22 protein-coding genes are annotated in these 25,035 nt (G+C 31.2%); 20 read left to right on the top strand and 2 right to left on the bottom strand.

All coding sequences use genetic code 11. The annotated features are described in order from the left end of the window. Positions 1-245: 245 nt before the first annotated feature. Genes purF through ACCQ40_RS03775 form a run of 8 tightly spaced genes read left to right on the top strand, consistent with a single transcriptional unit; the run spans position 246 to position 12,185 of the window. The gene (purF, locus tag ACCQ40_RS03810; protein ID WP_394011757.1) at positions 246-1,589 is read left to right on the top strand and encodes an amidophosphoribosyltransferase; all 1,344 of its coding nucleotides are present in this window, start codon (positions 246-248) and stop codon (positions 1,587-1,589) included. Next, positions 1,586-2,140 (top strand): phosphoribosylglycinamide formyltransferase, encoded by a 555-nt coding sequence (purN, locus tag ACCQ40_RS03805; protein WP_410032667.1) that lies wholly within the window; start codon positions 1,586-1,588, stop codon positions 2,138-2,140. The genes purF and purN overlap by 4 nt, the downstream gene beginning before the upstream one ends. Then, positions 2,128-3,633, top strand: a complete 1,506-nt coding sequence (gene purH, locus ACCQ40_RS03800) for a bifunctional phosphoribosylaminoimidazolecarboxamide formyltransferase/IMP cyclohydrolase (protein WP_410032666.1) — start codon at positions 2,128-2,130, stop codon at positions 3,631-3,633. Before purN ends, purH begins: the two co-directional genes overlap by 13 nt. A 12-nt stretch (positions 3,634-3,645) precedes the next feature. Next, complete coding sequence (locus tag ACCQ40_RS03795; protein ID WP_410032664.1) at positions 3,646-8,538, top strand: phosphoribosylformylglycinamidine synthase; 4,893 nt, start codon at positions 3,646-3,648, stop codon at positions 8,536-8,538. Continuing rightward, the gene (gene guaB / locus ACCQ40_RS03790; RefSeq protein ID WP_410032663.1) at positions 8,538-9,989 is read left to right on the top strand and encodes an IMP dehydrogenase; all 1,452 of its coding nucleotides are present in this window, start codon (positions 8,538-8,540) and stop codon (positions 9,987-9,989) included. The genes ACCQ40_RS03795 and guaB overlap by 1 nt, the downstream gene beginning before the upstream one ends. An 8-nt stretch (positions 9,990-9,997) precedes the next feature. Next, positions 9,998-10,474: a 5-(carboxyamino)imidazole ribonucleotide mutase gene (gene purE, locus ACCQ40_RS03785; RefSeq protein WP_410032662.1), complete on the top strand. Its 477-nt coding sequence runs from the start codon at positions 9,998-10,000 to the stop codon at positions 10,472-10,474. Then, entirely contained in the window at positions 10,474-11,493 is a 1,020-nt protein-coding gene (gene purM / locus ACCQ40_RS03780) for a phosphoribosylformylglycinamidine cyclo-ligase (RefSeq protein WP_410032661.1), read from the top strand. Before purE ends, purM begins: the two co-directional genes overlap by 1 nt. Before the next feature lie 11 nt (positions 11,494-11,504). After that, positions 11,505-12,185, top strand: a complete 681-nt coding sequence (locus tag ACCQ40_RS03775) for a phosphoribosylaminoimidazolesuccinocarboxamide synthase (protein ID WP_394011750.1) — start codon at positions 11,505-11,507, stop codon at positions 12,183-12,185. Between the two features lie 70 nt (positions 12,186-12,255). On the opposite strand, the gene ACCQ40_RS03770 is transcribed toward ACCQ40_RS03775, so the two are convergent. Next, entirely contained in the window at positions 12,256-13,194 is a 939-nt protein-coding gene (locus ACCQ40_RS03770) for an alpha/beta hydrolase (RefSeq protein WP_410032660.1), read from the bottom strand. Positions 13,195-13,433: 239 nt separating this feature from the next. Here ACCQ40_RS03770 and ACCQ40_RS03765 point away from each other — a divergent pair, with 239 nt between their 5' ends. The 12 genes from ACCQ40_RS03765 (at position 13,434) to ACCQ40_RS03710 (ending at position 23,471) form a co-directional block, all read left to right on the top strand. Then, positions 13,434-13,850 (top strand): 2-thiouracil desulfurase family protein, encoded by a 417-nt coding sequence (locus ACCQ40_RS03765; RefSeq protein WP_410032659.1) that lies wholly within the window; start codon positions 13,434-13,436, stop codon positions 13,848-13,850. Positions 13,851-13,858: 8 nt separating this feature from the next. After that, positions 13,859-14,170 carry a hypothetical protein gene (locus ACCQ40_RS03760; protein ID WP_410032658.1) on the top strand — a complete coding sequence of 104 codons (312 nt, stop codon included), beginning with the start codon at positions 13,859-13,861 and terminating at the stop codon, positions 14,168-14,170. Between the two features lie 81 nt (positions 14,171-14,251). Then, positions 14,252-14,992 carry an ABC transporter ATP-binding protein gene (locus tag ACCQ40_RS03755; protein WP_410032657.1) on the top strand — a complete coding sequence of 247 codons (741 nt, stop codon included), beginning with the start codon at positions 14,252-14,254 and terminating at the stop codon, positions 14,990-14,992. After that, on the top strand, positions 14,985-16,514 hold the full coding sequence (locus ACCQ40_RS03750) for an ABC transporter permease/substrate-binding protein (RefSeq protein WP_410032656.1): 1,530 nt from the start codon (positions 14,985-14,987) through the stop codon (positions 16,512-16,514). The genes ACCQ40_RS03755 and ACCQ40_RS03750 overlap by 8 nt, the downstream gene beginning before the upstream one ends. Positions 16,515-16,677: 163 nt before the next feature. Then, positions 16,678-17,715 (top strand): enoyl-CoA hydratase/isomerase family protein, encoded by a 1,038-nt coding sequence (locus ACCQ40_RS03745; RefSeq protein ID WP_410032655.1) that lies wholly within the window; start codon positions 16,678-16,680, stop codon positions 17,713-17,715. Positions 17,716-17,759: 44 nt separating this feature from the next. Continuing rightward, on the top strand, positions 17,760-18,974 hold the full coding sequence (locus ACCQ40_RS03740; protein WP_410032654.1) for an NAD(P)/FAD-dependent oxidoreductase: 1,215 nt from the start codon (positions 17,760-17,762) through the stop codon (positions 18,972-18,974). Between the two features lie 78 nt (positions 18,975-19,052). After that, positions 19,053-20,252, top strand: a complete 1,200-nt coding sequence (locus tag ACCQ40_RS03735) for a hypothetical protein (RefSeq protein ID WP_410032653.1) — start codon at positions 19,053-19,055, stop codon at positions 20,250-20,252. A gap of 111 nt (positions 20,253-20,363) precedes the next feature. Further along, on the top strand, positions 20,364-21,071 hold the full coding sequence (locus ACCQ40_RS03730; RefSeq protein ID WP_410032652.1) for a nucleoside phosphorylase: 708 nt from the start codon (positions 20,364-20,366) through the stop codon (positions 21,069-21,071). Between the two features lie 23 nt (positions 21,072-21,094). Then, positions 21,095-21,538 (top strand): aminoglycoside 6'-N-acetyltransferase, encoded by a 444-nt coding sequence (gene aac(6'), locus ACCQ40_RS03725; RefSeq protein ID WP_410032651.1) that lies wholly within the window; start codon positions 21,095-21,097, stop codon positions 21,536-21,538. A 15-nt stretch (positions 21,539-21,553) separates the two neighbouring features. Beyond that, on the top strand, positions 21,554-21,718 hold the full coding sequence (locus ACCQ40_RS03720) for a hypothetical protein (protein WP_394011739.1): 165 nt from the start codon (positions 21,554-21,556) through the stop codon (positions 21,716-21,718). Between the two features lie 77 nt (positions 21,719-21,795). Next, entirely contained in the window at positions 21,796-22,365 is a 570-nt protein-coding gene (locus tag ACCQ40_RS03715; RefSeq protein ID WP_394011738.1) for a TetR/AcrR family transcriptional regulator, read from the top strand. Beyond that, entirely contained in the window at positions 22,365-23,471 is a 1,107-nt protein-coding gene (locus ACCQ40_RS03710; protein ID WP_410032650.1) for a DUF2871 family protein, read from the top strand. Before ACCQ40_RS03715 ends, ACCQ40_RS03710 begins: the two co-directional genes overlap by 1 nt. Positions 23,472-23,484: 13 nt before the next feature. Here ACCQ40_RS03710 and ACCQ40_RS03705 read toward each other — a convergent pair whose 3' ends face one another. After that, positions 23,485-25,026 (bottom strand): bifunctional metallophosphatase/5'-nucleotidase, encoded by a 1,542-nt coding sequence (locus ACCQ40_RS03705; RefSeq protein WP_410032649.1) that lies wholly within the window; start codon positions 25,024-25,026, stop codon positions 23,485-23,487. Positions 25,027-25,035 lie beyond the last annotated feature (9 nt).

Below are 25,035 nucleotides of genomic sequence, written 5' to 3'. Positions count from 1 at the left end.
TTATAATATAAATATATAAAAATTTTAGGGAAAGATGGAGGGTGCTATGAACAATAAGTGTAAGAACAATATTACATTTGCTGGGAGAAGTGTATTCTCTTGTATTTCATACTCTATTTTTGCCTACATTAAAAAATTAAGATTCCCAAGAGGATTCATTTGTCGTGCCTAAAAGAGGACCCAAGAAAAGGGTTCTCTTTTTCTTTATGTTTTTTTAATATCAAGGAGGTAGATAAGAGTAATTTATGAGCGGAGTTGTAGCAATAAAAACAAATGATTTAATAACAGAAAAACTCTTGTATTCATTAAGTTCTATTCAACATAGGGGACAAGACTCTGCAGGTCTTGTATTTTCTGATGGAACCAGCTTAAAAAGAATAAAGGGTTCTGGTTTGGTCAATGAAGTTTTTAAAGGAGCTGACTTATATGATAAAGATTATAAGTTAGGAATTGGACATGTTAGAAGCTCTAGAGAGGGTTGTCAACAAGATTATAATATTGAGCCATTGGTTAGTTTTACAAAGAATAATGAATTTGCTCTAGCCCATGATGGGAATTTAGCAAATTATGATGTAATAAAACAAAATTTAGAAGATGAAGGAATATCATTTCATACTCAAACAGATAGTGAATTAATTTTACTTCTTATATCTAGATATTATAAAGGAGATATTTTAGAGGCTATCAGAAAAACTATGGATGTAATAAAAGGTGCCTACTCTTGTGTAATAGCCATGCCAGATAAAATAATTGCCTTTAGAGACTATCAAGGATTTAGACCATTAATGCTAGGTAAAGATGAGGAAAATTTTATTATAGCTAGTGAAAATGAAGCTATCGAAATATTAGACATAAAAAATTATAGGAATATAAATCCTGGTGAAATAGTTGTAATCGAAGATAATGAACTTACGTCATATCCTGCAGAAAATGGGATAAATAAGAAACATTGTATCTTTGAGAGTATATACATAGCAAGACCTGATGCAAATATTGAAAATGTAAATTCATATATGTTTAGAAGAAGGTGTGGGGAGATTTTATACAGACAAGCTCCAGTTGAAGCTGATCTTGTGTGCCCAGTTCCTGATTCTGGAACACCATCAGCAATTGGATTTGCCCAAGAATCTGGTATACCATTTGCAGAGGGTCTTGTAAAAAATAGATACATGGGCAGATCATTTATAAAACCTAGTCAAAAAGAAAGAGAGCTGGCAGTAAGATTAAAGCTTAATCCACAAAAGTCAGTGATAGATGGCAAAAGAATAGTTTTAGTTGATGACTCTATAGTTCGCGGAACTACCAGCGCAAAACTTATAAAAAGAATGAGAGATGCTGGAGCCAAAGAAGTCCACTTTAGAGTGACATCTCCACCATTTATGTATCCTTGTTTTTATGGTGTAGATACACCAGATAGTAAAAATCTTATAGCTGCCAATTTGAGTATAGAGGAAATAAGACAACAAATAGGAGCAGATAGTTTAGAATTTATAAACTTAGATAGTATGCTAAAGCTTGTAGAAAATCCAGATAATTATTGTAACGCTTGTTTTACAGGTAATTATCCAGTAAAAAAGGATGAAATATGAATCTTGCAGTATTTATATCAGGAGGCGGGAGCAACTTTAAAGCATTATTAGATGCTCAGGAGACTGGATATTTTAATAGCGAGATAAAATATGTAGTTTCCAACAAAGATGCACCAGGTCTAAAATATGCTAGAGAAAACAATATAGCTTATCTAATTAGCAAAGATGAAGATGAGATAATTAAAAAACTAAAAGAACATAAAATTGATTTAATAGTTCTAGCAGGATATCTAGTTAAAATTAGTAAAAAAATCCTAGATGAGTTTACAGTTATAAACATCCACCCATCCTTATTGCCAAAATATGGGGGCAAGGGATTTTATGGAATGAATGTTCATAATGCAGTTTTTGAAAACAAAGAAAAAGTAAGTGGAGTTACAGTGCATTTTGTAAATGAAAATCTAGATGAGGGAGACATCATCTTACAAAAAGAACTAGATATAAGTAAATGTAAAAATGCAGAAGAAATCAGCAAAGAAGTTTTAAAAGTAGAACATCAGACACTCAAAGAAGTTATAAAAAAATTGGAGGAAGAGCAGTGCGAGCATTAATTTCAGTAACAGATAAAACAGGCATTGAAGAACTTGCAAAAGGTTTAAGTGATTTAGGAGTAGAGATTGTATCTACAGGCGGTACATACAAAAAAATAAAAGAAAGTGGAGTAGAAGCTATTGAAATAGATGAGATTACAAATTTTCCAGAAATCTTAGAAGGCAGAGTAAAAACACTATCTCCATACGTGCATGGTGGTATTCTTTATAAAAGAGATGAAGATAGCCATGTAGAAACAGTAAAAGAACATAATATTAAGCCAATAGATATAGTTGTAGTAAATCTTTATGAATTTCAAAAAGCCCTAGAAAAAGGTAATCCTGATGATATCATAGAAAACATCGATATCGGTGGTCCATCAATGGTTAGATCAGCTGCAAAAAACCACAAGGATGTTTTAATAGTAACTGACCCATCTGACTATGATGAGCTTTTAGAAAGAATTAAAAATGATGATTTAGATTTATCATATAGACAAAAACTTGCTATGAAAGCTTATAACCTAACTGCCTTTTATGATTCAGTTATAGCAAGATACTTTTCAGAATTAACTGGTGAAGAAGGAAAATACAAAACATATGGTTTTGAAAAAGAAAGTGAATTAAGATACGGCGAAAATCCAGGCCAAGAAGCAGCACTTTACAATGACCCATTTGTAAAAGGTCTAATGGAAAATATAGAAGTAATCCATGGTAAAGCAATGAGCTATAATAACTATAACGATTTGAACCCAGCTTTAGAACTTGCTCAAGAGTTAGGTGAAAATGCAGTAGTAGCCCTTAAACACCAATCACCATGTGGAGTTGCTCAAAGAGAATCAGTTTATGAATCATACATCAAAGCCTACGAATGTGATAGCCAATCAATCTTTGGTGGAATTGTTGCAGTAAATGGTATAGTTGATGAAAAAACAGCAGAAGAAATGAACAAAATCTTCCTTGAAATCATTGCAGTAAGAGACTTTACAGATGAAGCTCTAGAAGTATTAACTCAAAAGAAAAATGTAAGACTAGTAAAAGTAGACTTTGATAATGAAACAGTAAAAGAAGAAATCAGATACCTAAACGGCAAAGTCCTTATCCAAGGAAAAGACTTTGGAAAAGATGAGATAGAAATAGTAACAGATAAAAAACCAACAGAATCTCAAATTAAAGACCTATTATTTGCCCAAAAAGTTGTTAAATATGTAAAATCAAATGCAATAGTAGTTGCAAAAGACATGCAAACTTTAGGATGCGGGGCAGGTCAACAATCTAGAGTTTGGGCATTAGAATCTATAAAAGATCACTTTAATGATAGAGACTTTACTGGAGCTGTTATGGGATCAGATGCATTTTTCCCATTCCCAGATACAGTAGAGCTTGCTCATGAAATGGGAATTGTATCAATTATCCAACCAGGTGGCTCTTTAAAAGACCAAGATTCTATAGATAAGTGTAATGAATACGACATGTCCATGGTATTTAGTAAGTCACGTCACTTTAAACATTAAGGAGAAAATTTAGTGAATATATTAATTATTGGTTCAGGTGGTAGAGAGCACGCTCTGGGTAAAAAAATAGCAAATTCAGATAGAAATTTATTTTTTGCACCAGGCAATGGAGGTACAGCTCAGCTAGGGAAAAATATTGATATAAATGTAGATGAGATTGATAAATTAGTAGAATTTGCAAAAGAAAATGATATTGACTATACAGTTGTAGGGCCAGAGCTACCATTGTGTCATGGAAGAGTAGATGAGTTTGAGAAAAATAACTTAAAAATATTTGGTGTAAATAAGGCTGCTTCAAAATTTGAGTCAAGCAAAGGCTATACCAAAGAATTTTTAAATAAATATGACATAAAAACAGCAGCCTACCTTAGAACTGAAAATCAAGATGAAGCTAGCGAATACGCAAATAAGTTACTAGAAGAAAAAGGCATAGTTGTTTTAAAAAGAGATGGCCTTGCAGCAGGCAAGGGTGTCTATATTATAGAAGATAAAAATGAGTTAGAAGAAACTATAGCAGATATTTTCTCAAAAGATAAAGAAATAGTTATAGAAGAATATATAGCTGGTTTTGAAATGAGCCTGCTTTGCCTAACTGACTCTAAAAATATTATTCCACTGCCAACAAGTAAGGACCATAAGAGAATATTTGATAAAGACCTAGGACCAAATACTGGGGGTATGGGAACTTATGCGCCAAATGTAGAAGCAGAAGCCTATAAAGAACAAATTGCAGCAGAGATTTTACCTAAAATTGTAGAAGGATTTAATAAGGAAAATATCGACTACAGAGGAGTTTTATTCATAGGATTTATGATAAATGAATCTGGAATTTATGTTTTAGAATTTAACGTAAGATTTGGCGATCCAGAAACTCAAGTAGTTTTAGAGTTAATAGATAATGATATCTTAGACTTATTAATGGCTACTTCTGAAGTAAAATTAGATGAAGTAAATTTAGATGTAAATGATAAAAAGGCTACATGCTTAATTCTAGCATCAGAAGGCTACCCAGGAGCTTATGAAAAAGGCAAAGAAATAAGTTTTGATGACGATATAAAATCAACCATTTACCATGCAGGAACTAAAGAAGAAAATGGAAAAATCTTGACAGCTGGTGGTAGAGTTTTAAATATCGTTGCAACAGCTGATAATTTTGATGATGCTATCAAAGAAGTTTATGAAGGTGCTAAAAAAATAAACTTTGCTGGTAAGTATTATAGAAAAGATATAGGTCCATCTGTAAAAAGAGTTTATGTTAGAAGAAAAGACTCTTTTGATTTTGAATCACAAAATCTAAAGACAAAAATAAATAATACCTTAGATATTGACTTAGAAGGTTTAAAAATCTACAAAAGATATGATATTGAGACAAGTGATGAAAATTTAGAAAAAATATTATATCAAGTTTTAGCAGAAGCTCCAATAGATGAAGTTTATGCCTTCGAAGATGCGATTAATTTACAAGCTTCATTTAAAAATGCAGTTGCTAGCCAATATTTACCAGGCCAATTTAATCCTAGAGAAAAAGGAGTTATAGATACTGCATCTCTTATAATTAATGATGAAAACTTAGAAGTAAAAGCATCTACAGTTTATGAATTATCAGATGTAAGCGAATCTGATTTAGCAAAAATCGAAGAATTTTTAATAAATCCAGTTGATTCCCAACAAGTAAGTATTATTGGTATACCAACAACTTTAAAAACTGACCATAACAAAAATCTAGAAAATAAAACTTATGATGGCTTTAGAGACTATGATGATAAAGATCTAAGCTGGTTCTTAGAAGAAAATTCTATGGCTATGAGCTTAGATGACATCAGAATGGTAAGGGATTACTTTAAGGAAGAAAATCGTGATCCAAATGAAACTGAAATCAAAATTTTAGACACTTACTGGTCAGATCACTGTAGACACACAACATTTAATACTTATTTGGATATAGAATTTGATACAGCTACTCTTTTAGATGAAACTATTAGAGATTCATTTGAAAAATATTTACAAATGAGAAAAGCATTAGATATTAAAAAACCTATCAATCTAATGAGTTTTGGTACAATTCTTGCCAAATATATGAGAGCAAATGACAATTTTGATGACCTAGAAGTATCTAGTGAAATAAATGCTTGCTCTATTTATACAAAGGTTAGAGTTTTAAAAGATGGTAAAGAAAGTCTAGAAGATTATCTTTTAATGTTTAAAAACGAAACCCACAACCACCCAACAGAAATAGAGCCTTTTGGTGGCGCATCAACTTGTCTAGGTGGGGCCATCCGTGATCCACTTTCTGGTAGAGCTTATGTTTACCAATCTATGAGATTATCTGGAGCTGCAAATATAAAAGAAGATTATAGCCAAACTTTAGAAGGTAAACTTCCACAAGCCAAAATTACCTATGAAGCAGCTCAAGGTTATTCTTCTTATGGTAACCAAATAGGACTTGCTACAGGCCTTGTAGATGAGTTTTACCACGAAGGTTATAAAGCAAAACGCATGGAGTGTGGAGCAGTTATGGCTGCTGCTCCAGTAAAAAATGTAAAAAGACTTGATCCAGCACCAGGTGATATAGTAATCCTTCTTGGAGGAAAAACTGGCCGTGATGGAGTAGGTGGAGCAACAGGCTCATCAAAATCTCACAATATAAGCTCTATTGAAACAGAATCAGCTCAAGTACAAAAAGGAAATGCACCAGAAGAACGCAAAATCCAAAGACTATTTAGAAATCCAAAGGCAGCAAAGCTTATTAAAAAATGTAATGACTTTGGTGCAGGCGGGGTAGCAGTTGCTATTGGTGAACTTGCTAATGGTATAGATATATATCTAGATAGAGTTCCATTAAAATATAAGGGACTAAAACCATTTGAAATAGCTTTATCAGAATCACAAGAGAGAATGGCTGTAGTAATTTCAAAAGATGATAAAGAAAACTTTATGAACTTAGCTAGTGAAGAAAACTTGGAAGCTACAGAAGTAGCGACTATAACTGATAATAATACTATGACTATGTATTATAAAGAAGAAGTTATAGCTAAAATTTCTTATGACTTTATAAATACAGACGGTGCTGAAAGATACGCAGATGTAGAAGTAGTAAGTGAAGATGTTCCAGCTATTTTAACTAAAAAAGATAATGATCCAAGCAAATTCTATGAAAAAGTGGAATCACTAGATGTAGCTTCTAAGAAAAACCTAATAGAAATGTTCGACTCATCAGTAGGAAAAAATACAGTACTAAATCCATTAGGTGGAAAAAAATTATTAAATCCATCTCAAGTAATGGCAGCTAGACTTCCAGTTGAAGAAGGAGTTTCAAAAACTGCTTCAATTATGTCCTATGGATTTGATCCGTATTTATCAAGTGAAAGTCAATATTTGGGTGGATACTATGCAGTAGTAGAATCTATATCAAAACTTGTAGCTATTGGATCAGATTTAAAGCAAATAAGACTCACTTTCCAAGAATTCTATGAAAAAATGGATAGCAAAAAAGCTTGGTCTAAGCCATTAAAATCTCTATTAGGTGCCTTTGAAGTAAGCAATCATTTCTCTATGCCACCAATAGGGGGTAAGGATAGTATGAGTGGAACTTTTGAAGATATAAAAGTACCACCAACACTTATATCATTTGCAGTTACTACTGAAGATGTAGAAAATATTATTACTAATGATTTAAAAGGTGAAGGAAAGCTTGGTTTAATAAAAACTTCTTACAAAAAAGATGGAACTCTTGATTTAGAAGAATTAGAAAATAATTATCAAAATCTAATAAAAGATATAAGAGAAGGTAATATCATCTCAGCTATAGCTCTAGACAGAAAAGGACTTTTAGCGAATGTCTATGAACAAGCTATTGGCAATACTGGATTTACTCTAGATTATGATAATCTTTATAATCCTATGTATGGATCTTTTGTAGTAGAATACAAAGATAGCCGTGACTTTATAGAAAATATTGGAAATTTCTCTGATGATATTGTTATAAATGGTAAGAAATTGGATGAAGAAAAATTATCTGAATCATATATTCACAGTCTAGATGAAGTATTCCCAGGCTATGAAGAAGTTAAATACCAAGAATTAAAAACTAATAAAGTAAACAGAAAATTAAAATCAGATAAACCAGTAGATAAACCAAGAGCAATAATACTTGCTGCCCCAGGTACAAACTGTGAATGGGATACCAAGGATGCCCTTAGTAAAGCTGGTGCTGAGACTGAAATATTAGTATTTAGAAATCAAAATGAAAAAGATATCAAAGAATCTATAGATAGACTCGATAAAGAAATCAGAAAATCACAAATTTTTGTAATTCCAGGTGGTTTCTCCCTAGGAGATGAACCAGATGGATCAGCTAAGTTTTTGGCAAATATTTTAAGAAATGAAAAAATTGCACAAGCAATTGATTACCTGTTAAATGAAAATGATGGTTTGATTTTAGGTATTTGTAATGGATTCCAAGCCTTGGTAAAAACTGGATTACTTCCTTATGGAGAAGTTCTTGTACCAGAAGATGATGATCCAACACTTACAAATAACACCAGCACTCGCCATATAGCAACATTTGTAAATACAAAAACTTTAACAAATAATAGCCCATGGACAAATGGAGTTGACCTAGAAAAAACTTATAGAATCCCTGTATCTCACGGTGAGGGAAGATTTATATTAAATGAAGAAAAGTTACAAGAATTATTAGACAATGACCAAGTATTTTCAGTTTATGAAAACTCTCCAAATGGCTCTAACTATAATATAGAAGGAATCATATCCAAAGATGGTAAGATTTTAGGTAGAATGGGCCATGCTGAGAGAATAGATGAAAATCTATTTAAAAACGTATACGATGTAAATAGAGAAAATATATTTGAAAATGCAGTTGAATATTTTAGAAAGGATGTATAATGCAATTTTTAGGAGATGCACTAACTTTTGATGATGTACTATTAGTACCAGGACCATCAGAAGTTTTACCAAACCAAGTTGATACAACTACTAATCTAACTAAAAAAATTAAATTAAATATACCAATGATGTCTGCTGGTATGGATACAGTTACAGAATCACAAATGGCTATAGCTATGGCAAGACAAGGTGGTATAGGAATTATCCATAAAAATATGCCAATAGAAGAACAAGCTAGACAAGTAGATGTAGTAAAAAGATCAGAACATGGAGTTATAACCGATCCATTCTACTTACACCCAGAAAATATTTTACAAGATGCCCTAGATATTATGAACAATTACAGAATATCTGGTGTACCAATAGTAGATAAAGATATGTATCTAAAAGGTATCCTTACAAATAGAGATGTAAGATTCCAAGATGATGTAAATGTAAAAATTGATGATATTATGACTAAAGAAAATCTAACTTTAGGTTATGAAGGTATCAATATGCAAGAAGCTATTAAACTTATGGAATCAGCAAAGGTAGAAAAGCTTCCAATAGTAGATGGCGATAATAAATTAAAGGGTCTTATAACTATAAAAGACATTGAAAAATCAAAACAATATCCAAACTCTGCAAGAGATGAAAATAATAGACTATTAGTAGGGGCTGCAGTAGGTATTACAAATGATATGTTTGATAGAGTAGAAGCCCTAGTAAAAGCAAATGTGGATGTGATTACAGTAGATACTGCCCACGGGCATTCTAAAAACGTAGTTTCTGCAATAAAAGATTTAAAAGAAAAATATCCTGACCTACAAATCATTGCAGGAAATATTGCTACAGCTGAAGCGGCTCACGACTTAATAGAAGCTGGAGCAGATGCTATAAAAGTTGGTATAGGACCAGGATCTATTTGTACTACACGTGTTGTAACAGGTATAGGTGTTCCACAAATAACTGCAATTATCAATTGTGTAGAAGAAGCTAAAAAATATGATATTCCAGTAATAGCAGATGGTGGTATCAAATATTCTGGCGATATCACCAAAGCCCTAGCTTGTGGTGCTTCTGTAATAATGGCAGGATCATTATTTGCAGGTACTGAGGAATCACCAGGAGAAACTATTCTATTTGAAGGTAGACAATACAAAGAATACCGCGGCATGGGATCTCTTGCTGCTATGAAAGATGGCTCAGGAGATAGATACTTCCAAACTAATACTAAAAAATATGTTCCAGAAGGTGTAGAAGGTAGGGTAGACTATAAAGGACCAGTTGGAGAAGTAGTTTACCAATTACTAGGTGGTTTAAAATCAGGTATGGGTTATGTAGGAAGTAAAGATTTAAACGAACTTTACGAAAAAGCAAAATTTGTTAAAATCTCCCCAGCTTCACTAATAGAAAACCACCCACACGATATTACAATTACAAGAGAATCACCAAACTATACAAAAAGATAGGAGATAAAATGACTGACATTAGAGTTATCATGGGCTCTGCTTCAGATGTAGAGATTGCAAAAAAAGTTACTAAAATCTTAAAAAAATTTGATATAGACTATGAAGTTTCAGTAATTTCTGCCCACCGCGCCCTAGATGTATTAGAAGAAACTATGACAAAAGATGATGCAAAAGTCTATATAGGCATTGCTGGTATGGCAGCTCATCTTGCAGGAGTTATGGCAGGTATGACAATAAAACCTGTCATAGGACTTCCTGTAGGTGGAACAAACACAGCAGGACTTGATGCACTTTTATCAATGGTGCAAATGCCTAAGGGAGTACCAGTTGCAACAGTGGCGATAAACGGTGGAGATAATGCAGCCCTTTTAGCAATTCAAATCCTAGCCTTATCAGATGAAAACTTAGCACAAAAACTAAAAGATCATAAAAAAGAAATGCTAGATAAGGTTATCGAAGATGATCAAAATCTTGAGGAAATATAATGGCAAAACTCACTTATAAAGATGCAGGTGTAGATAAAGAAAAAGGCTATGAAGAAGTAGAACTTATCAAAAAAATAGTAAAAAAAACTCACGGAAGCGAAGTTTTAGCTGATATCGGTGGCTTTGCTGGAGCCTTTGCCCCAAACCTAGAAGGAATAAATAATCCAGTTCTAATTAGTGGAACAGATGGAGTTGGTACAAAAATAAAACTTGCCATGGATATGGATAAGCATGACACAGTAGGTATAGATTGTGTAGCTATGTGTGTAAATGACATTATTTGCCAAGGAGCAAAACCATTGTTTTTCCTAGATTATATAGCAACAGGAAAACTAGATCCAAAAAAAATGGCAGATCTTATTAGTGGAATAGCGGATGGATGTAGGGATTCAGACGCTGCCCTAATAGGTGGAGAAACTGCAGAAATGCCAGGTATCTACAAGGAAGAAGATTATGACCTAGCAGGCTTTGCAGTAGGCATAGCTGATAAAGAAAAAATAATAACTGGAGAAAATTTAAAAGAAGGAGATATTGCTATAGGTTTAGCTTCTTCAGGGGTTCATAGTAATGGATTTTCTCTAGTAAGAGCTGCTATGGATCAAGCAGGGGTTTCACTAGATGATAAATTTGATGAAAACTACACTATCGGCGAAAAACTTCTTACACCTACAAAAATATATGTAAAAGATATTGAAAAATTAAAAGAAAAAGTAGAAATAAAAGCAATATCTCACATCACTGGTGGGGGCTTATACGAAAATGTTCCTAGGATACTAGCTGATGATTTATCAGTAGACTTTGATTTAAGTAAATTAGATAGGGATCCTATATTTGAAAAAATTCAAGAATGGGGAAATATCGATACAGAAGAAATGTATCATACATTTAACATGGGCATTGGTATGGTAGTTTTTGTAGATCCATCTGATGAAGCAAAAGCCTTAGAAGTTTTAGGAGAAAATGCTAAAACTATCGGAAAAGTTGTAAAAGGTAACAAAGATATAAAAATTAATCTATAAGGGGATAAGTTATGGAAAAAGTATACACAGGAAAAACCAAAGACGTTTATAAATTAAACGATGAAGAATATTTATTAAAATTTAAAGATGATGTAACAGGAAATGATGGAGTATTTGACCCAGGTGCTAATTCCGTAGGACTTACTATGGAAGGAGCTGGCCACCAAGCAGTTGCAATGACCAAATACTTTTATGAAATCTTAAATGATAAAGGACTTACAACTCACTTTGTATCAGCTGACTTAGACAAAAACGAAGCAGTAGTCAAAAAAGCAGATGTTTTTGGTGAAGGGGTTGAGGTAATAGTTAGATACTATGCAGTAGGATCATTTATCAGAAGATATGGAAAATACATTGAAAGTGGAACAAAAATTGATCCATATGTAGAAATAACATTAAAAGATGATGATAGAGAAGACCCACTAATTACCAAAGATGCCCTAGTTCTTTTAAATATCATGACAGAAGAAGAATACGAAGAGTTAAAAGACTTAGCTTTAAATATTGGAGAAATTGTAAGAGAAGAGTTAGCGAAAAAAGATCTTGACCTATATGATATCAAATTTGAATTTGGTAGAATAGAAGATGGTAAAGTTGCATTAATAGATGAAATCTCTGGTGGAAATATGAGAGCCTACCAAGGTGATAAATACATTGAGCCACTTGAGCTTGAAAAAATAATGTTAGGTTAAGAAAGAATATAAATTAAACTTAAAAGGCCATTAAGTCCCAGTATCTAATTGGGTAATGGCCTTTTATTTTTTATTTGTATTCATTAAGGAAATTAGCAACTATATTCTTGTATTCATCACTTTCTTTTCTAGGGAAATCTGCGTGTTTGTAACCTTTGGCAGTAAATATTTCTTTGTTGTTATGACTTATGGCTTTATATAGACTTTCACCCATATGAGGCGGAGTCACGGTATCTTCATCTGCATTTGTAATTAAAACAGGTTTGCTGACCTTTTCTATAAATTTACTAGCATCTATGTCATCAAATGAAAAGTGAAGTTTTAGCAAGGTATAAATATTTCCAGCAAATTTCATATAAGAAGCTGGGACGCCTTGTTTTTGCTCAATTTCCTTTAATTTCTCATCTAAAAATTCGTTAGAATCAGCTAGAGGGGATTCTAGGATAAGATAATCTATATTTTGATCATCTCGACCGGCTGCAATTGCAGAGCTTGCTGCCCCGTAGGATTCGCCCCATAAAACTATTTTGCCATTCTTTCCGATTTCTTTTTTTGCAATATCGATGGCATCCAAAATATCATATGACTCAAGTACCCCAAAAGTATTATAAGGAGCTTGATTGTTTCCAGAATTTCTTTGGTCAATAGCAAGCACATCATAGCCCAGATTTAAAAACATATCCATAATATGACTTAAAGATTTACCTGTACCGCCCATGCCATGGACTAGGACAGCCATATTTTTATTTCCACCTTGTTTTACTAAAAGAGCTGGGATATTGTGTTTGTATTTGCTAGATGGAAAACTTATGTAATGGACGTCTTTTCCCTGGGCAAAATCTTCAAATTCTTGATCATAAGATTGTTCATCTATTAAAGTTTCCTCCCTAGAAACCATATTTGTAAATCCGTTAAATACCTGCGATCCTATAAATAGAGTAAATCCTATAAATATAGCTAGTAATATTGCCAATATAGTTATAATAATCTTCTTTTTATTTTTAGTCATAGCAAACTCCTAATTGCAAATGTTTTCTTACTAAGAATTTATCTTACAATTTGATAATGTCAAGGTGAGTATAATGTTATATTTTAAAATATATATCATACTAAAAATTAGTTTTAAATCTATCTATAAAGAAATTTAGAAGATTATAAGAACTTTTCAAATGTTCCTTATTATTTAAATTTAATAAATAAGAGTTATAGTATTAATAGTAAAAATTTAATAGATGAGGTTGATTTATAATGAAAATTGCAGTTAGTGCTTGTTTATTAGGTGAAAATTGTAAATATAATGGTGGCAATAATTATAATAGAAAATTAGCTGATTTTGTAAAAGACCATGAAGTTATATCTTTGTGTCCAGAAGTGCTAGGAGGTTTACCTACACCAAGGATGCCCGCTGAGATTGTAAATGGTTTTGTAAAACAAAAGGATGGAGAATCTCTAGATAATGAATTTAAAAAGGGTGCCAAAAAAGCTTTAGATATAATAAAGAATAATAAAGTTGATTTAGTAATCTTACAATCAAGAAGCCCATCCTGTGGGGTAAATAATATATATGATGGCTCATTTACTGGAAATCTTATAAAAGGTAAGGGAGTCTTTGCAAAAATTTTAGAGGATAATAATATTAAAGTTATAGATGTAGAAGATTTATAGGAGGAAATATGAAACTAACAGACTTTACAAAAGGTGACCAAGATGATATTGAAAAGGGCTTATCAACTGCAAAACTAACTGATAAAGAAGCTACTAAAAAAATCTTAGCCCTTGTACCTGAAGAATGGATTAAAAAAATTCCATTTTTTGTAAGAGATCATGCTACAACTAAGAGTGTAGAAAAAATTGCTAATGAATATCCAGATTTATATGAAATTGCCAAACAACCTGGAGAATTACCAGAAAAAGAACGCGAAGAGTTACAAAAAATAATTACCGATTTATTTAAAGAGAGAATGGATAAACATAATATTAAGTAATAAAATATTATTTGGTTTATTTAAAAGCCTTTTAGAGTATAAACTTAAAAGGCTTTTTTTTATAATAAGAAAGGAATAATAATGATTAGATATCAAAATGTATCTATGGCATATCCTGATAGTTGGAAAATTCTAGATGATTTAAATTTTGAGATAAAAAAAGGAGAATTTTTTGTAATAGTTGGACCCAGCGGTAGTGGGAAGACTACTACACTAAAGCTTATAAATAGATTAATAGAGCAAAGTGAGGGAGATATTTTATTTAACAATAAAAAAATAAAAGATTATCCCCTTAGAGAATTAAGATTGAACATGGGCTACGTTTTACAACAAATTGCACTTTTCCCCAATATGACAGTAGCGGAAAATATTGCCCTTATCCCTGAAATGAAAAAAATGGATAAGAAAACTATTAAAGATATTACAAATGAGCTTTTAACTGAAGTTGGTATGGACCCAAAAGTTTATAGTAATAGGTTACCAAAAGATTTATCTGGGGGAGAAAAGCAGAGAATAGGTATATTAAGAGCTATCGCAGCAAATCCAGATGTTCTTTTAATGGATGAACCATTTTCTGCCCTAGATCCAATTAGTAGGTCCCAGCTTCAAGATTTAATTACAAAAATCCACAATGATTATAAAATTACAACAGTTTTTGTAACTCACGATATGAATGAAGCAATAAAATTAGCGGATAGGATTTGTATTATGAAAGAAGGAAAAATTGTACAAATAGGCACTCCAAAAGAAATTATAAATAAGCCAGCCAATAGTTTTGTTAGCCAGTTTTTTGAAAATGAAAGTGAGTTAATCCATGAATAATTTAATAACAACTTTTAATGAAAGAAAAGCTGACTGGATAGGAGCCTTATTTGAACATATAGAAATATCTCTAGTTTCTTTAATTATAGCTATTTTAATAGCAATTCCTCTTGCTATAGCCTTATCAAATAAAAAAAGAGCAAATGAAGCAATACTACAAGTAACCGGTATTTTTCAAACAATACCATCCCTTGCTTTGCTAGGACTATTTATTCCATTAATGGGTATAGGAAAAATTCCTGCTATTACTGCTCTTGTGATTTATGCACTATTTCCAATTTATCAAGCCACAGTAACAGGTTTATCTGAAATAGATCCATCTTTAGAAGAAGCTGCCACTGCTTTTGGTATGACCAAGTGGGAAAAATTAAAGAAATTTAAACTAAGTTTGGCCATGCCAATTATTATGTCAGGTGTAAGAACATCTGCTATAATGATTATAGGAACTGCAACTTTGGCAGCATTAGTAGGAGCTGGAGGACTAGGAACTTTTATTTTGCTAGGGATTGATAGAAACAATTCTTCATTGATACTAATTGGAGCGATTTCTTCAGCGATTTTGGCAATATTATTTGGAGTTTTGATTAAATTATTACAAAATAAAAAACCAAAAACGATACTTATAATTCTTATAATAGCAAGCCTTGTCACACTTTTAAGTTTAACTCCTTTTGGAGGAAAAAGTTCTAAAAAATTAGTTGCAGCTGGAAAACTTGGAGCAGAGCCAGAAATTCTTATAAATATGTACAAGGAATTAATTGAGGAAAATAGTGACCTAGAAGTAGAATTAAAGCCAAATTTTGGAAAAACTAGTTTCCTATATGAGGCCTTAAAATCTGGTAGTATAGATATGTATCCAGAATTTACAGGGACAATTACCAGTTCTCTTTTAAATGATGATATTGGAGAAATTTCAAATGACCCTAATGAGGTTTATGAGCTTGCCAGGGATAAAATTTATGAGCAAGATAATTTAGCCTTACTATCTCCTAGTAAATTTCAAAATACTTATGCCCTAGCTGTAAGAGAAGACTTTGCAAATGAAAATAATATTAAAAAAGTTTCAGACTTAAAAAATGTTGAAAATAGTTCTGTAGCCGGTTTTACTCTAGAATTTAATGATAGGGAGGATGGTAATCGTGGTTTAAAATCTTTATACAATTTAGATTTAGATGTAAAAACTATGGAGCCTGCGCTAAGATATACGGCAATTTCAAATGGATCTATAGATATAACCGATGTTTACTCTACAGATAGTCAGATTATTACAAATAAACTAAAAGTTTTAGAAGATGATAAAAAGCTATTTCCACCCTATCAAGCTGCACCTTTATTAAGAAGTGAAACTTTAAAAGAATATCCTGAGCTTGAAGAGATACTAGGAAAACTTGCAGGAAAAATAACAAATGACCAGATGACTGAAATGAATTATATGGTAGATGTGGAAGGCAAGTCAGCTAATGAAGTTGCTAGAGAGTTTTTAATAAAGGAAAACTTAATAGAAGGTAAAAATAATAAGTAAGCTATTCTATTGAAGTAAATTATATATAATTAAATTATGGATAGGAATAGTATTTTAAGACTTAGATTTTAAAATTCAAATACCGATACAAAGAAAGATATAAAAAATAATAAAAACTTCACTTAGTATCTATACACTGGTGGAGTTTTTTAGTGGAGTTAATATGATAGAAGAAAAAGTAATAAATAAAGTAGGGATTATATATTTAAATCGACCAGAAAAATTAAATGCTATAAATCTAGCCATGGTTGAACGAATATATAGTATTTTAAAAAAGTGGGAAGATGATGAGAATATTAAAGTAATTCTTTTTGATAGTTTGGTAAAAAAAGGATTTTCTGCTGGTGGTGATTTAAAGGAAATATATACCAATTATTTAGTAAATGACAATTGTAAGGATAAGTCTTATCTTTTTAAAAAAGAATATGAACTTGATGCATACATAAATTCTTACAAAAAACCAATCATTAGCCACTGGCAGGGGATTGTCATGGGTGGTGGTGTAGGGCTAACTATAAATTCTGATTTAATAATCTGTGAGCCAAATGTAAAGTGGGCTATGCCTGAAACAAGCTTAGGATTTGTTCCTGATGTGGGTGTAGGAAAATATATCTCAAAACTTCCTCAAGCTTTAGGCCAATATGTAGGTCTTTGTGGAGTAAGTTTATCTTCATCTGATTTAGTAAAATATAAGTTGGCAGATGTAGCTATAAAAGAAAATAGTTATCAAATTTTATTAGAAAAACTATATGCGCTTTCAACTATCTTTAGTGGAGATGATTTAATAAATGAGTTTAAAATAGAAGCTAGTAAATTTGAAATGAAAGAGAATGATTCTGTACTTCAAAAAAATTTATCTAAAATAAATAAGTATTTTTCCTATGATAGCATGGAAGAAATTTATAATAATTTAAAAGTAAATTTAGATGATGATTTTGCCTTAAATTGCTATCAAAATTTAAGCAAAAAAGACCCCTTTATATTAACTATTCAATTTGAAAAATACTTTGTCGGCAAAAACTTAACCTATAACCAAACCCTAGACCTAGATTTAAAAATAGTCCAATATGCTATAAAAACAAAATCTATCCATGAAGGAATAAGGGCAAAGATAATAGATAAGGACAATAATCCAAATTGGCCTCATAAATCATTTCAAGAAGTCTCTATAAATGAAGTCAAAGACCTATTACTTTCTTAAATATGGGGTAAAAATTAGTGAAGATTATAAAATAAAGGGGAATTATGAAATTACATACAGGAAATTTATACTGGCCTAGCCATACTGAGGCCATTAGTCTAGGTATAAGAAATAATATTACAGAAAATTCTGATGTTTTAGTTGTAGGATCTGGTATGTCTGGAGCCTTAGCAGCATATGAGCTTGCAAAAAATGGTTATAAGGTAACATTAATAGAGCAAAATAGGATAGCTTCTGGGTCTACTTCAGCTAATACAGGGTTGATTCAATATATGTCTGACCAGGGGGTAAAATCTTTTACTGAACAAATTGGTAGTCAAAAAGCAATTAAATTTTATAATCAATCCAAAGAGGCAGTAGCGGATTTAATAAAAATAGATGAAGAAATAGTAAAACTAAATCAAGAAACGTTCAAGCAAAGTGATAGCCTAATCCTAGCTACAGATAAGAAAAAAATAAAAGATGTAAAAGCTGAAACTGAAACACAAAAAGAAATTGGCTATGATGTATCATATTTAGATAATGAGGAATTAAAAGAACACAATATAAATGCCTATGGTGGTTTAAAATGTGGACCAGATATAAACCTAAATCCTTATGCCTTTGTCCTAAGACTTTTAAAAACAGCATCTGAAAAATATGATTTAGAAATCGTAGAAGGAGCTAAGTTTATAAAAGCTCATAAAGAAAATAATCAAAACATAGTTACCTTAGAAATAGCAGGTAATAAAATAAAAACTTCTTTTAATAAAATCATAATAGCGACCGGTTACAACCCACCAGAACAATTTCAAAAAAGCTTAGAAAATGTAGAAATATATAAGACCTATGTGGCAGTAAGTGATCCGGTAGAAATAAGTGATGAAGAAGATCTTTTAGTTTGGGAAGTAAAAGATGCCTATACCTACTTTAAGAAAACTTTTGATAATAGACTTATGATAGGTGGTTTTGATGAAAAAGGTAATAAATTAAAAGAAAAAGATGCTTTAAAATATGAAAAAGACTTAGTAAAATCTGCTAATTCTATGTTTGTAGAAAAAAAGCAAATGCACGCTGATTATAATTATGCAGCTTTATTTGGCATAAGCAAAGACAATTTGCCATACATGGGCGTAGATCCAGAAAATGAAGATATATTTGTAGTTTGTGGTGTTGGAGGAAATGGTACTGTTTATTCAAAAATTGCGTCTACTATGATAGTTAAATGGTTAAAGGGTGAAAGCTTGTCTGATTATGATACTTATAGACTTGCTAGGTAGATTTTATGTTAAATTTTAATTATAATATATAATAAATAATTATATAAAATAAAAAAGAAAGATAAGTCTAAAAATATTATGAATAAGAATAAACTGGAAAATTTTAATGATAAAGAAAATAAAGTAGAAAAAATAAGTTTAGAAGAACTTACAGGTAGCTTATTAATTGAGGCAAGATCTCAATTAAATAAGGCTTCTACCATAAAAGTACCTAGAAATGAACTTTCAAACTTAGGAACTATTGCAGCATTACTTTCTCCATCTTTAGAGAGTATTAGTGCTAGTAATATGAATCAACCCTTATATAGGATTAAAAATTTTAGGATGAATGATGAATTAGTTTCTTATAAATCTGGTGGTTTTGCGCCATACTATAAGGGTGGTGGGAAAGGAGCTATGGCTCAACTAGAAAAAGTTGATTTTCCAATTCAGCCAATAGCATTAGATCCTATAATCATGCTAATGGCAGTTGCTCTATATTCTATTGAGAAAGATTTTAAAGAGATTTCTAAAACTCAGAGGAAAATTTTAGACGTTTTAAAAGTAGAAAAAGAATCAAAAATAATATCTAACCTAGAAACAGTCATGGATTACACTCAAAAATATAAATATAATTGGGATAACGAATTAATTTTAAATAGTTACCACCAGAGGGTATTAGAAATACAAAATTCATCAAGAAGCAATATTACATCTTATCGTAGAGATATAGAAAGTATAGTAAAAAGTATAGAAAATAGAAAAAAAACTTTTGTAGCATCTAATAAAGTGAAATCTACTCTAGAAGATTTAGAAAACCATTTTAATTACTATAGATTATCCTTATATACATATTCTCTAGCTTCATTTCTAGAAATTATTCTAAGCCAAAACTTTGGTAAAGAATATGTAGCAAATATAAGGGATGATATAGTAAAAAAGTCCATGAAATATAGAGATCTATTTGGTGATAGTTCTATAGCATTAGAAAATATGGGCAAGTCATCTATTGATACTAACATAAAAAAGGGAATAGGAACTGCAGGTAAAAAAGTTGGAGACTTTACAGATAATATTCCTTTGATAAAAAAATCTTCTAAAAGTAAAGATATCGTTAAGAGTAAAAATAAAAAGATAGATGATAGAGACCAAAATCTGAAAACTTTCTCAATCTTTTCAAATCCTGGTACAGGTCCTATTACCAGACTTATGAATGATATAATAAAAATCTATAACTATACCGAAGATATAATTATAGATAACAATAACATTTATTTAGTCTCAGACAAGATTAATTAATCCTGATAATAAATCCAAAAAAATTGAACTTTTAGATAAGGAGATATTATAACAATATTTAAAAATGAAATACCAATACTGGAATATGATAATGATATTAAATCTATAATCATGCCAAATCATGCAAATCTTGAAATAAAACTTCCTAGTAAATGTTTATTTACCTTTTTAGGGGATGCTTTGGATAGATTAGCAGAAAATTATAAAGCTAGGATAGTTACCACATTTGATTCTATAACTAAAATATATCCTATATATATTATAGATTACAAGGGAGAGGATATTTCTTTGGTTCAAGCACCAGTAGGTGCAGCAGCTTCTGCTCAAATCTTAGATTGGTTAATATCTTATGGCTGTAGGCAAATAATAACAACAGGATCATGTGGTACTTTAGTTGATATAGCTGAAAATACTTTTTTAGTTCCTTATAAAGCCCTAAGAGATGAGGGTGCAAGCTATCATTACTTGCCACCATCCCGCTTTGTAAAAATAAATCCGCTAGCTTTAGCAGCTATTGAAAAAACTTTAACTGAGCATAGTTTAAAATATGAAGAAGTTATGACATGGACTACTGATGGATTTTATAGGGAAACTAGAGAAATGGTTAAATATAGAGTTGATGAGGGATGCAAGGTAGTAGAAATGGAGTGCTTAGCCCTTGCAGCAGTTGCAGAATTTAGAGATGTTTTATGGGGACAAATCTTATTTACAGCAGATTCTCTATCAGATGTAGAAAAATATGATCCAAGAGGATTTGGAGGAGATTCTATTGAATATGCTCTAAAACTTGCTTTGGATACTTTGCTCAATTTTAATTAATTGATAATTTAAGGCGAATGAATATGGAAGAGCTTATAAAAGAATCAAATAAACAAGATGCTAAAATTTTAGCAAAAATGGCTAGTGAAATTTGGGATAATGATTCTCTTGATGATTTAACTAATGAATTTATAGATATGGCAGATGATTCTAATAGTATTTGTTTTATAAAGTATATAGATGAAAAGCCAGTAGCTTTTGCAAATGCTAGTTTGAGATATGATTATGTGGAAGGTACTGAAACTTCTCCTGTAGGATACCTAGAAGGCATATATGTAGAGGAAGAATACCGTAAACAAAATATTGCTAGAGAACTAGTAAAAACTTGTGAAAGTTGGGCAAAAGATATGGGTTGTAAAGAATTTGCAAGTGATTGTGAATTGACAAATTTAGATAGCCTAGCCTTTCATCTGGCTATTGGATTTAGTGAAGTCAATAGAATAATTTGTTTTAAAAAAGATATATAAATCAAGGAGGATTTTATGGACAGCAAAATGGGGACTTGGGTAGCCTTAGGCCTAGCTCTTGGAGCAGGAGTTGGTTCAGCTATAGAAAATATTCCACTAGGTATTGGAGTAGGACTTATCTTAGGAGTGGTTGGAGGTCTAATGAGTTCCAAACAAGAAGATAAAAATAAAAAGGCATAGGCCTTTTTTTATTTGACAAATGACACGGTGTCATCTATAATATAAAAAGTGACACGGTGTCATGATTGGAGGATAATTTGCCTAAAGATACATTTTATAATCTAGACCAAGAAAAAAAGCAAAAAGTTATTAATGTGTTACATGAGGAGTTTTCTCAAAAACCATTTTCTGAGGTAAATGTAAAATCAATAGTTGAGAAAATTGGCATAGCTCGTGGTAGTTTTTATCAGTATTTTGAAAATCTTGAGGATAGTTATTTTTATATACTAGATAAAAATACCCGTGATATACATTTGCTTTTTATGGCAACTTTGAAAAATAATAAGGGCGATATTTATAAATCTTTGAATGAATTTGGAGAAAATATTGCTGAAATAATTTTTGATAAGGATGTTTATAATTTATATAAAAATAGGTTTTTATATTGGGATGAAAATCTTAATAAAAGTTGGGAATGCTCACATGAGGATTTTAAGAAAGCTTTTAATAGGGCGGATTCTATGGGCATAGATATAGAAAAAATTTATTTTTTTAGGGCGATTGTACATAGCCTCATCGAGCGAAATTTTAGAGAAGAATGGGATAAGCTTACATTTATAGAAAAGTATAAGATCCATATAGAGTGGATAAAGGAAGGAATTTTTTAATGCAATTAGGAGAAAGTTTATTTGATATAGGATACCTTGCCTTAGTAATAGCCTTAGGTATCAGACTACTTTTGGAAAATAGTAAAGAAGCTAAGTTATTTGGGATTATGGCCATACTTTTGGGTGTGGGAGATAGTTTTCATTTGCTCCCCAGAGTAATTTCACACTTTAGTCCTGGAGGGTTTGAAGCACACACATTTGCACTTTCTTGGGGTAAATTTGTTACAAGTATTACCATGACAATTTTTTATGTTTTATATTATTATTTTTATAGAAAACAAAGTGGAGACTATGATAATAAAAAAAAGATTTTAGTTTATGCACTAGCAATTATCAGAATCATCCTAGTAGCAATGCCGCAAAATAATTGGGGAGGAGCAAAGGAATCATACCAATGGGGGATCTATAGAAATATTCCTTTCTTGATAATGGGTATTTTGCTAATTATTTGGTCATATAAAGAGAAAGAAAAACCAGGTCTTAAAAATATGTGGTGGCTGATTTTACTAAGCTTTGCATTCTATATCCCTGTAGTTTTATTTGCAGATAAGTATCCTGCAGTTGGAGCTTTGATGATGCCAAAAACTCTTGCATACTTATTTATAGTAGTATTTGGATTTAAATATTTTGCTGGACAATTTAGGGCGAGTTCATTACTAGCTACTTCATTTACAATGCTTGTAATGGGTATATTTGCTGGTGCTTTTTCTAGTGAATTTACAAAATATTATGGATTTGACGGTGATACTTATTTAAAACTTATCCATACTCACACATTAGCTCTTGGATTTTTAGCATTAATGACTATTTATTTGTTAATTAAAAATTTCGATGAAGAATATATATTACCATTAAAAAAAGCCTATCACACTTATATTACAGGTTTTGCCTTTACTATTGTCACAATGTTCGTTAAAGGGATATTTACAGTTGTATCGGATGGAGTAGATACAATAAATCTCAGTGCTATTTCGAGAATTAGTGGTTTAGGACACATAATTATTACAGTTGGAATAATTTGGTTAATGTATGAACTTTATAAACTTGAAACAGGAAGTTCATTTGGGAATAAATTAGAAGACAAAAAAGGGCTAGCTATCAACTGATAGCTAGTCCTTTTTATTTTACATCCTTAAATCCAATAATATTAACTGTATCAAGGTCTCTTATCTTAACTAGTTTTTTATTTTCAATATATTCAAAAATAAGCTGTGGAGTTTCCTGCGAAGATTCCCAAACTATTTGTGATCCGTCTAAGACTGGGAAGTCTCCACCACCGATAGCTCGGTAGTTATTTGTAGCAAAGATAATTTTTTCATCATCACTTATTTCATGACCCTTATAAGTAGCTTTTACTAATCTTTCTCCCCTTTTTCTGGTGTAATCAAAGGTGTAGTCTACTCCTGAATATATATCATAATTATAAATAAAATATTCTGGGTTTTGCACTAGCTTGTAATTTTCATCTAGCATAAAATAATTGGCATTGTGTTCTAATATTTCTTTGAATTCTTTTCCACTAACTTCAACTTTCATCAAAGTATTATTAAACCTATAATTTGTTATTATATCTCTCATGGTTACACTAGTTGGAATACCCTTAGCTTCTTTTGAATAGATAGCAACTCCTGCAATATCACAATCTGTATAGTACATTTGGATTTTATTTATCAGATCAATGTAAGGATGGCCGGATATTTGTGCCATAGTTACAGAATCGATAATGGCATCTGGAGATATTTCCCCACATTTTTGGTCAAGGTAATTATTTACACCAACCATATCATCTGCAATAAGTTTTTCTATTTCATTATCAGCAGTAACCTCAGCCAAATCAACTAAGTTAACTGTTTTATCAATGACTTTTTTATTTTCGTCGATATCTATAGTTATTTCTGCAACTTTTGCTCCAGCAAAACCTGGTTGGGTTACTGCGATATTATTATATATGCCTGCAATTTCTTTGTGAGTATGGCCAGTTAGGAAAACATCAAAGTCTAAATTTGAGAAAAGTAATTCGTACCCTTCGTTTTCACCAGTTTGTGGAATTAGTTCACGGCCAGTTTCTAAATCTTTTGCAAAGCCCCCATGGTAGGAAACTATTATTATGTCACAATTTTCATCATTTCTTAAGATTGGCAGGTAATATTTTGCAGTTTCTAAGGCTGATTTAAAGCTTAGACCCTCAATATTTTTAGGTTTTTCCCAGTGAGGAATATATTGGGTAGTAAGTCCTAAGATACCCACTTTTATATTTCCAATGTTTTTTGTAATATAAGGTTTTATATCTAGATAATCATTTTCTCTAATAGTATTAGCAGATAAAACATCAGTATTTAAGTTATCTATATATGATTTTAAATAGGCCTTTCCGTAGTTAAAATCATGGTTTCCTAGAACTATTGCATCTGGTTTTAATAAATTATAAGTATTTGTTAGATTACTTAAATCATTATTTTCCTTATAAAAGCTCGCTAGGGGGGAGCCTTGGATGCTATCCCCGTTATCAATATAAATTATATTATCATTTTCATTTCTAACTTTATCTATATAGCTTTTAGCTTTTGATAATGAAAATTTTTCATTTAAATTTGGATTGCTAAAAGATTTTTCAGAGATATAAGCATGAATGTCGCTTGTTTCTAAAATTGTTAGTTTCATATCTATTTC

The sequence above is a fragment of the Anaerococcus cruorum genome (genome assembly GCF_046365495.1).
GTDB lineage: Bacteria > Bacillota > Clostridia > Tissierellales > Peptoniphilaceae > Anaerococcus > Anaerococcus cruorum.
This window is presented reverse-complemented; position numbering and strand designations above follow the sequence as displayed.

Coding starts and splice junctions, on each gene's coding strand:
- purF (WP_394011757.1), top strand. CDS start 246: ATGAGCGGAGTTGTAGCAATAAAAACAAATGATTTAATAACAGAAAAA.
- purN (WP_410032667.1), top strand. CDS start 1,586: ATGAATCTTGCAGTATTTATATCAGGAGGCGGGAGCAACTTTAAAGCA.
- guaB (WP_410032663.1), top strand. CDS start 8,538: ATGCAATTTTTAGGAGATGCACTAACTTTTGATGATGTACTATTAGTA.
- purE (WP_410032662.1), top strand. CDS start 9,998: ATGACTGACATTAGAGTTATCATGGGCTCTGCTTCAGATGTAGAGATT.
- purM (WP_410032661.1), top strand. CDS start 10,474: ATGGCAAAACTCACTTATAAAGATGCAGGTGTAGATAAAGAAAAAGGC.
- ACCQ40_RS03775 (WP_394011750.1), top strand. CDS start 11,505: ATGGAAAAAGTATACACAGGAAAAACCAAAGACGTTTATAAATTAAAC.
- ACCQ40_RS03770 (WP_410032660.1), bottom strand. CDS start 13,194: ATGACTAAAAATAAAAAGAAGATTATTATAACTATATTGGCAATATTA.
- ACCQ40_RS03765 (WP_410032659.1), top strand. CDS start 13,434: ATGAAAATTGCAGTTAGTGCTTGTTTATTAGGTGAAAATTGTAAATAT.
- ACCQ40_RS03760 (WP_410032658.1), top strand. CDS start 13,859: ATGAAACTAACAGACTTTACAAAAGGTGACCAAGATGATATTGAAAAG.
- ACCQ40_RS03755 (WP_410032657.1), top strand. CDS start 14,252: ATGATTAGATATCAAAATGTATCTATGGCATATCCTGATAGTTGGAAA.
- ACCQ40_RS03750 (WP_410032656.1), top strand. CDS start 14,985: ATGAATAATTTAATAACAACTTTTAATGAAAGAAAAGCTGACTGGATA.
- ACCQ40_RS03745 (WP_410032655.1), top strand. CDS start 16,678: ATGATAGAAGAAAAAGTAATAAATAAAGTAGGGATTATATATTTAAAT.
- ACCQ40_RS03740 (WP_410032654.1), top strand. CDS start 17,760: ATGAAATTACATACAGGAAATTTATACTGGCCTAGCCATACTGAGGCC.
- ACCQ40_RS03735 (WP_410032653.1), top strand. CDS start 19,053: ATGAATAAGAATAAACTGGAAAATTTTAATGATAAAGAAAATAAAGTA.
- ACCQ40_RS03730 (WP_410032652.1), top strand. CDS start 20,364: ATGCCAAATCATGCAAATCTTGAAATAAAACTTCCTAGTAAATGTTTA.
- ACCQ40_RS03720 (WP_394011739.1), top strand. CDS start 21,554: ATGGACAGCAAAATGGGGACTTGGGTAGCCTTAGGCCTAGCTCTTGGA.
- ACCQ40_RS03710 (WP_410032650.1), top strand. CDS start 22,365: ATGCAATTAGGAGAAAGTTTATTTGATATAGGATACCTTGCCTTAGTA.
- ACCQ40_RS03705 (WP_410032649.1), bottom strand. CDS start 25,026: ATGAAACTAACAATTTTAGAAACAAGCGACATTCATGCTTATATCTCT.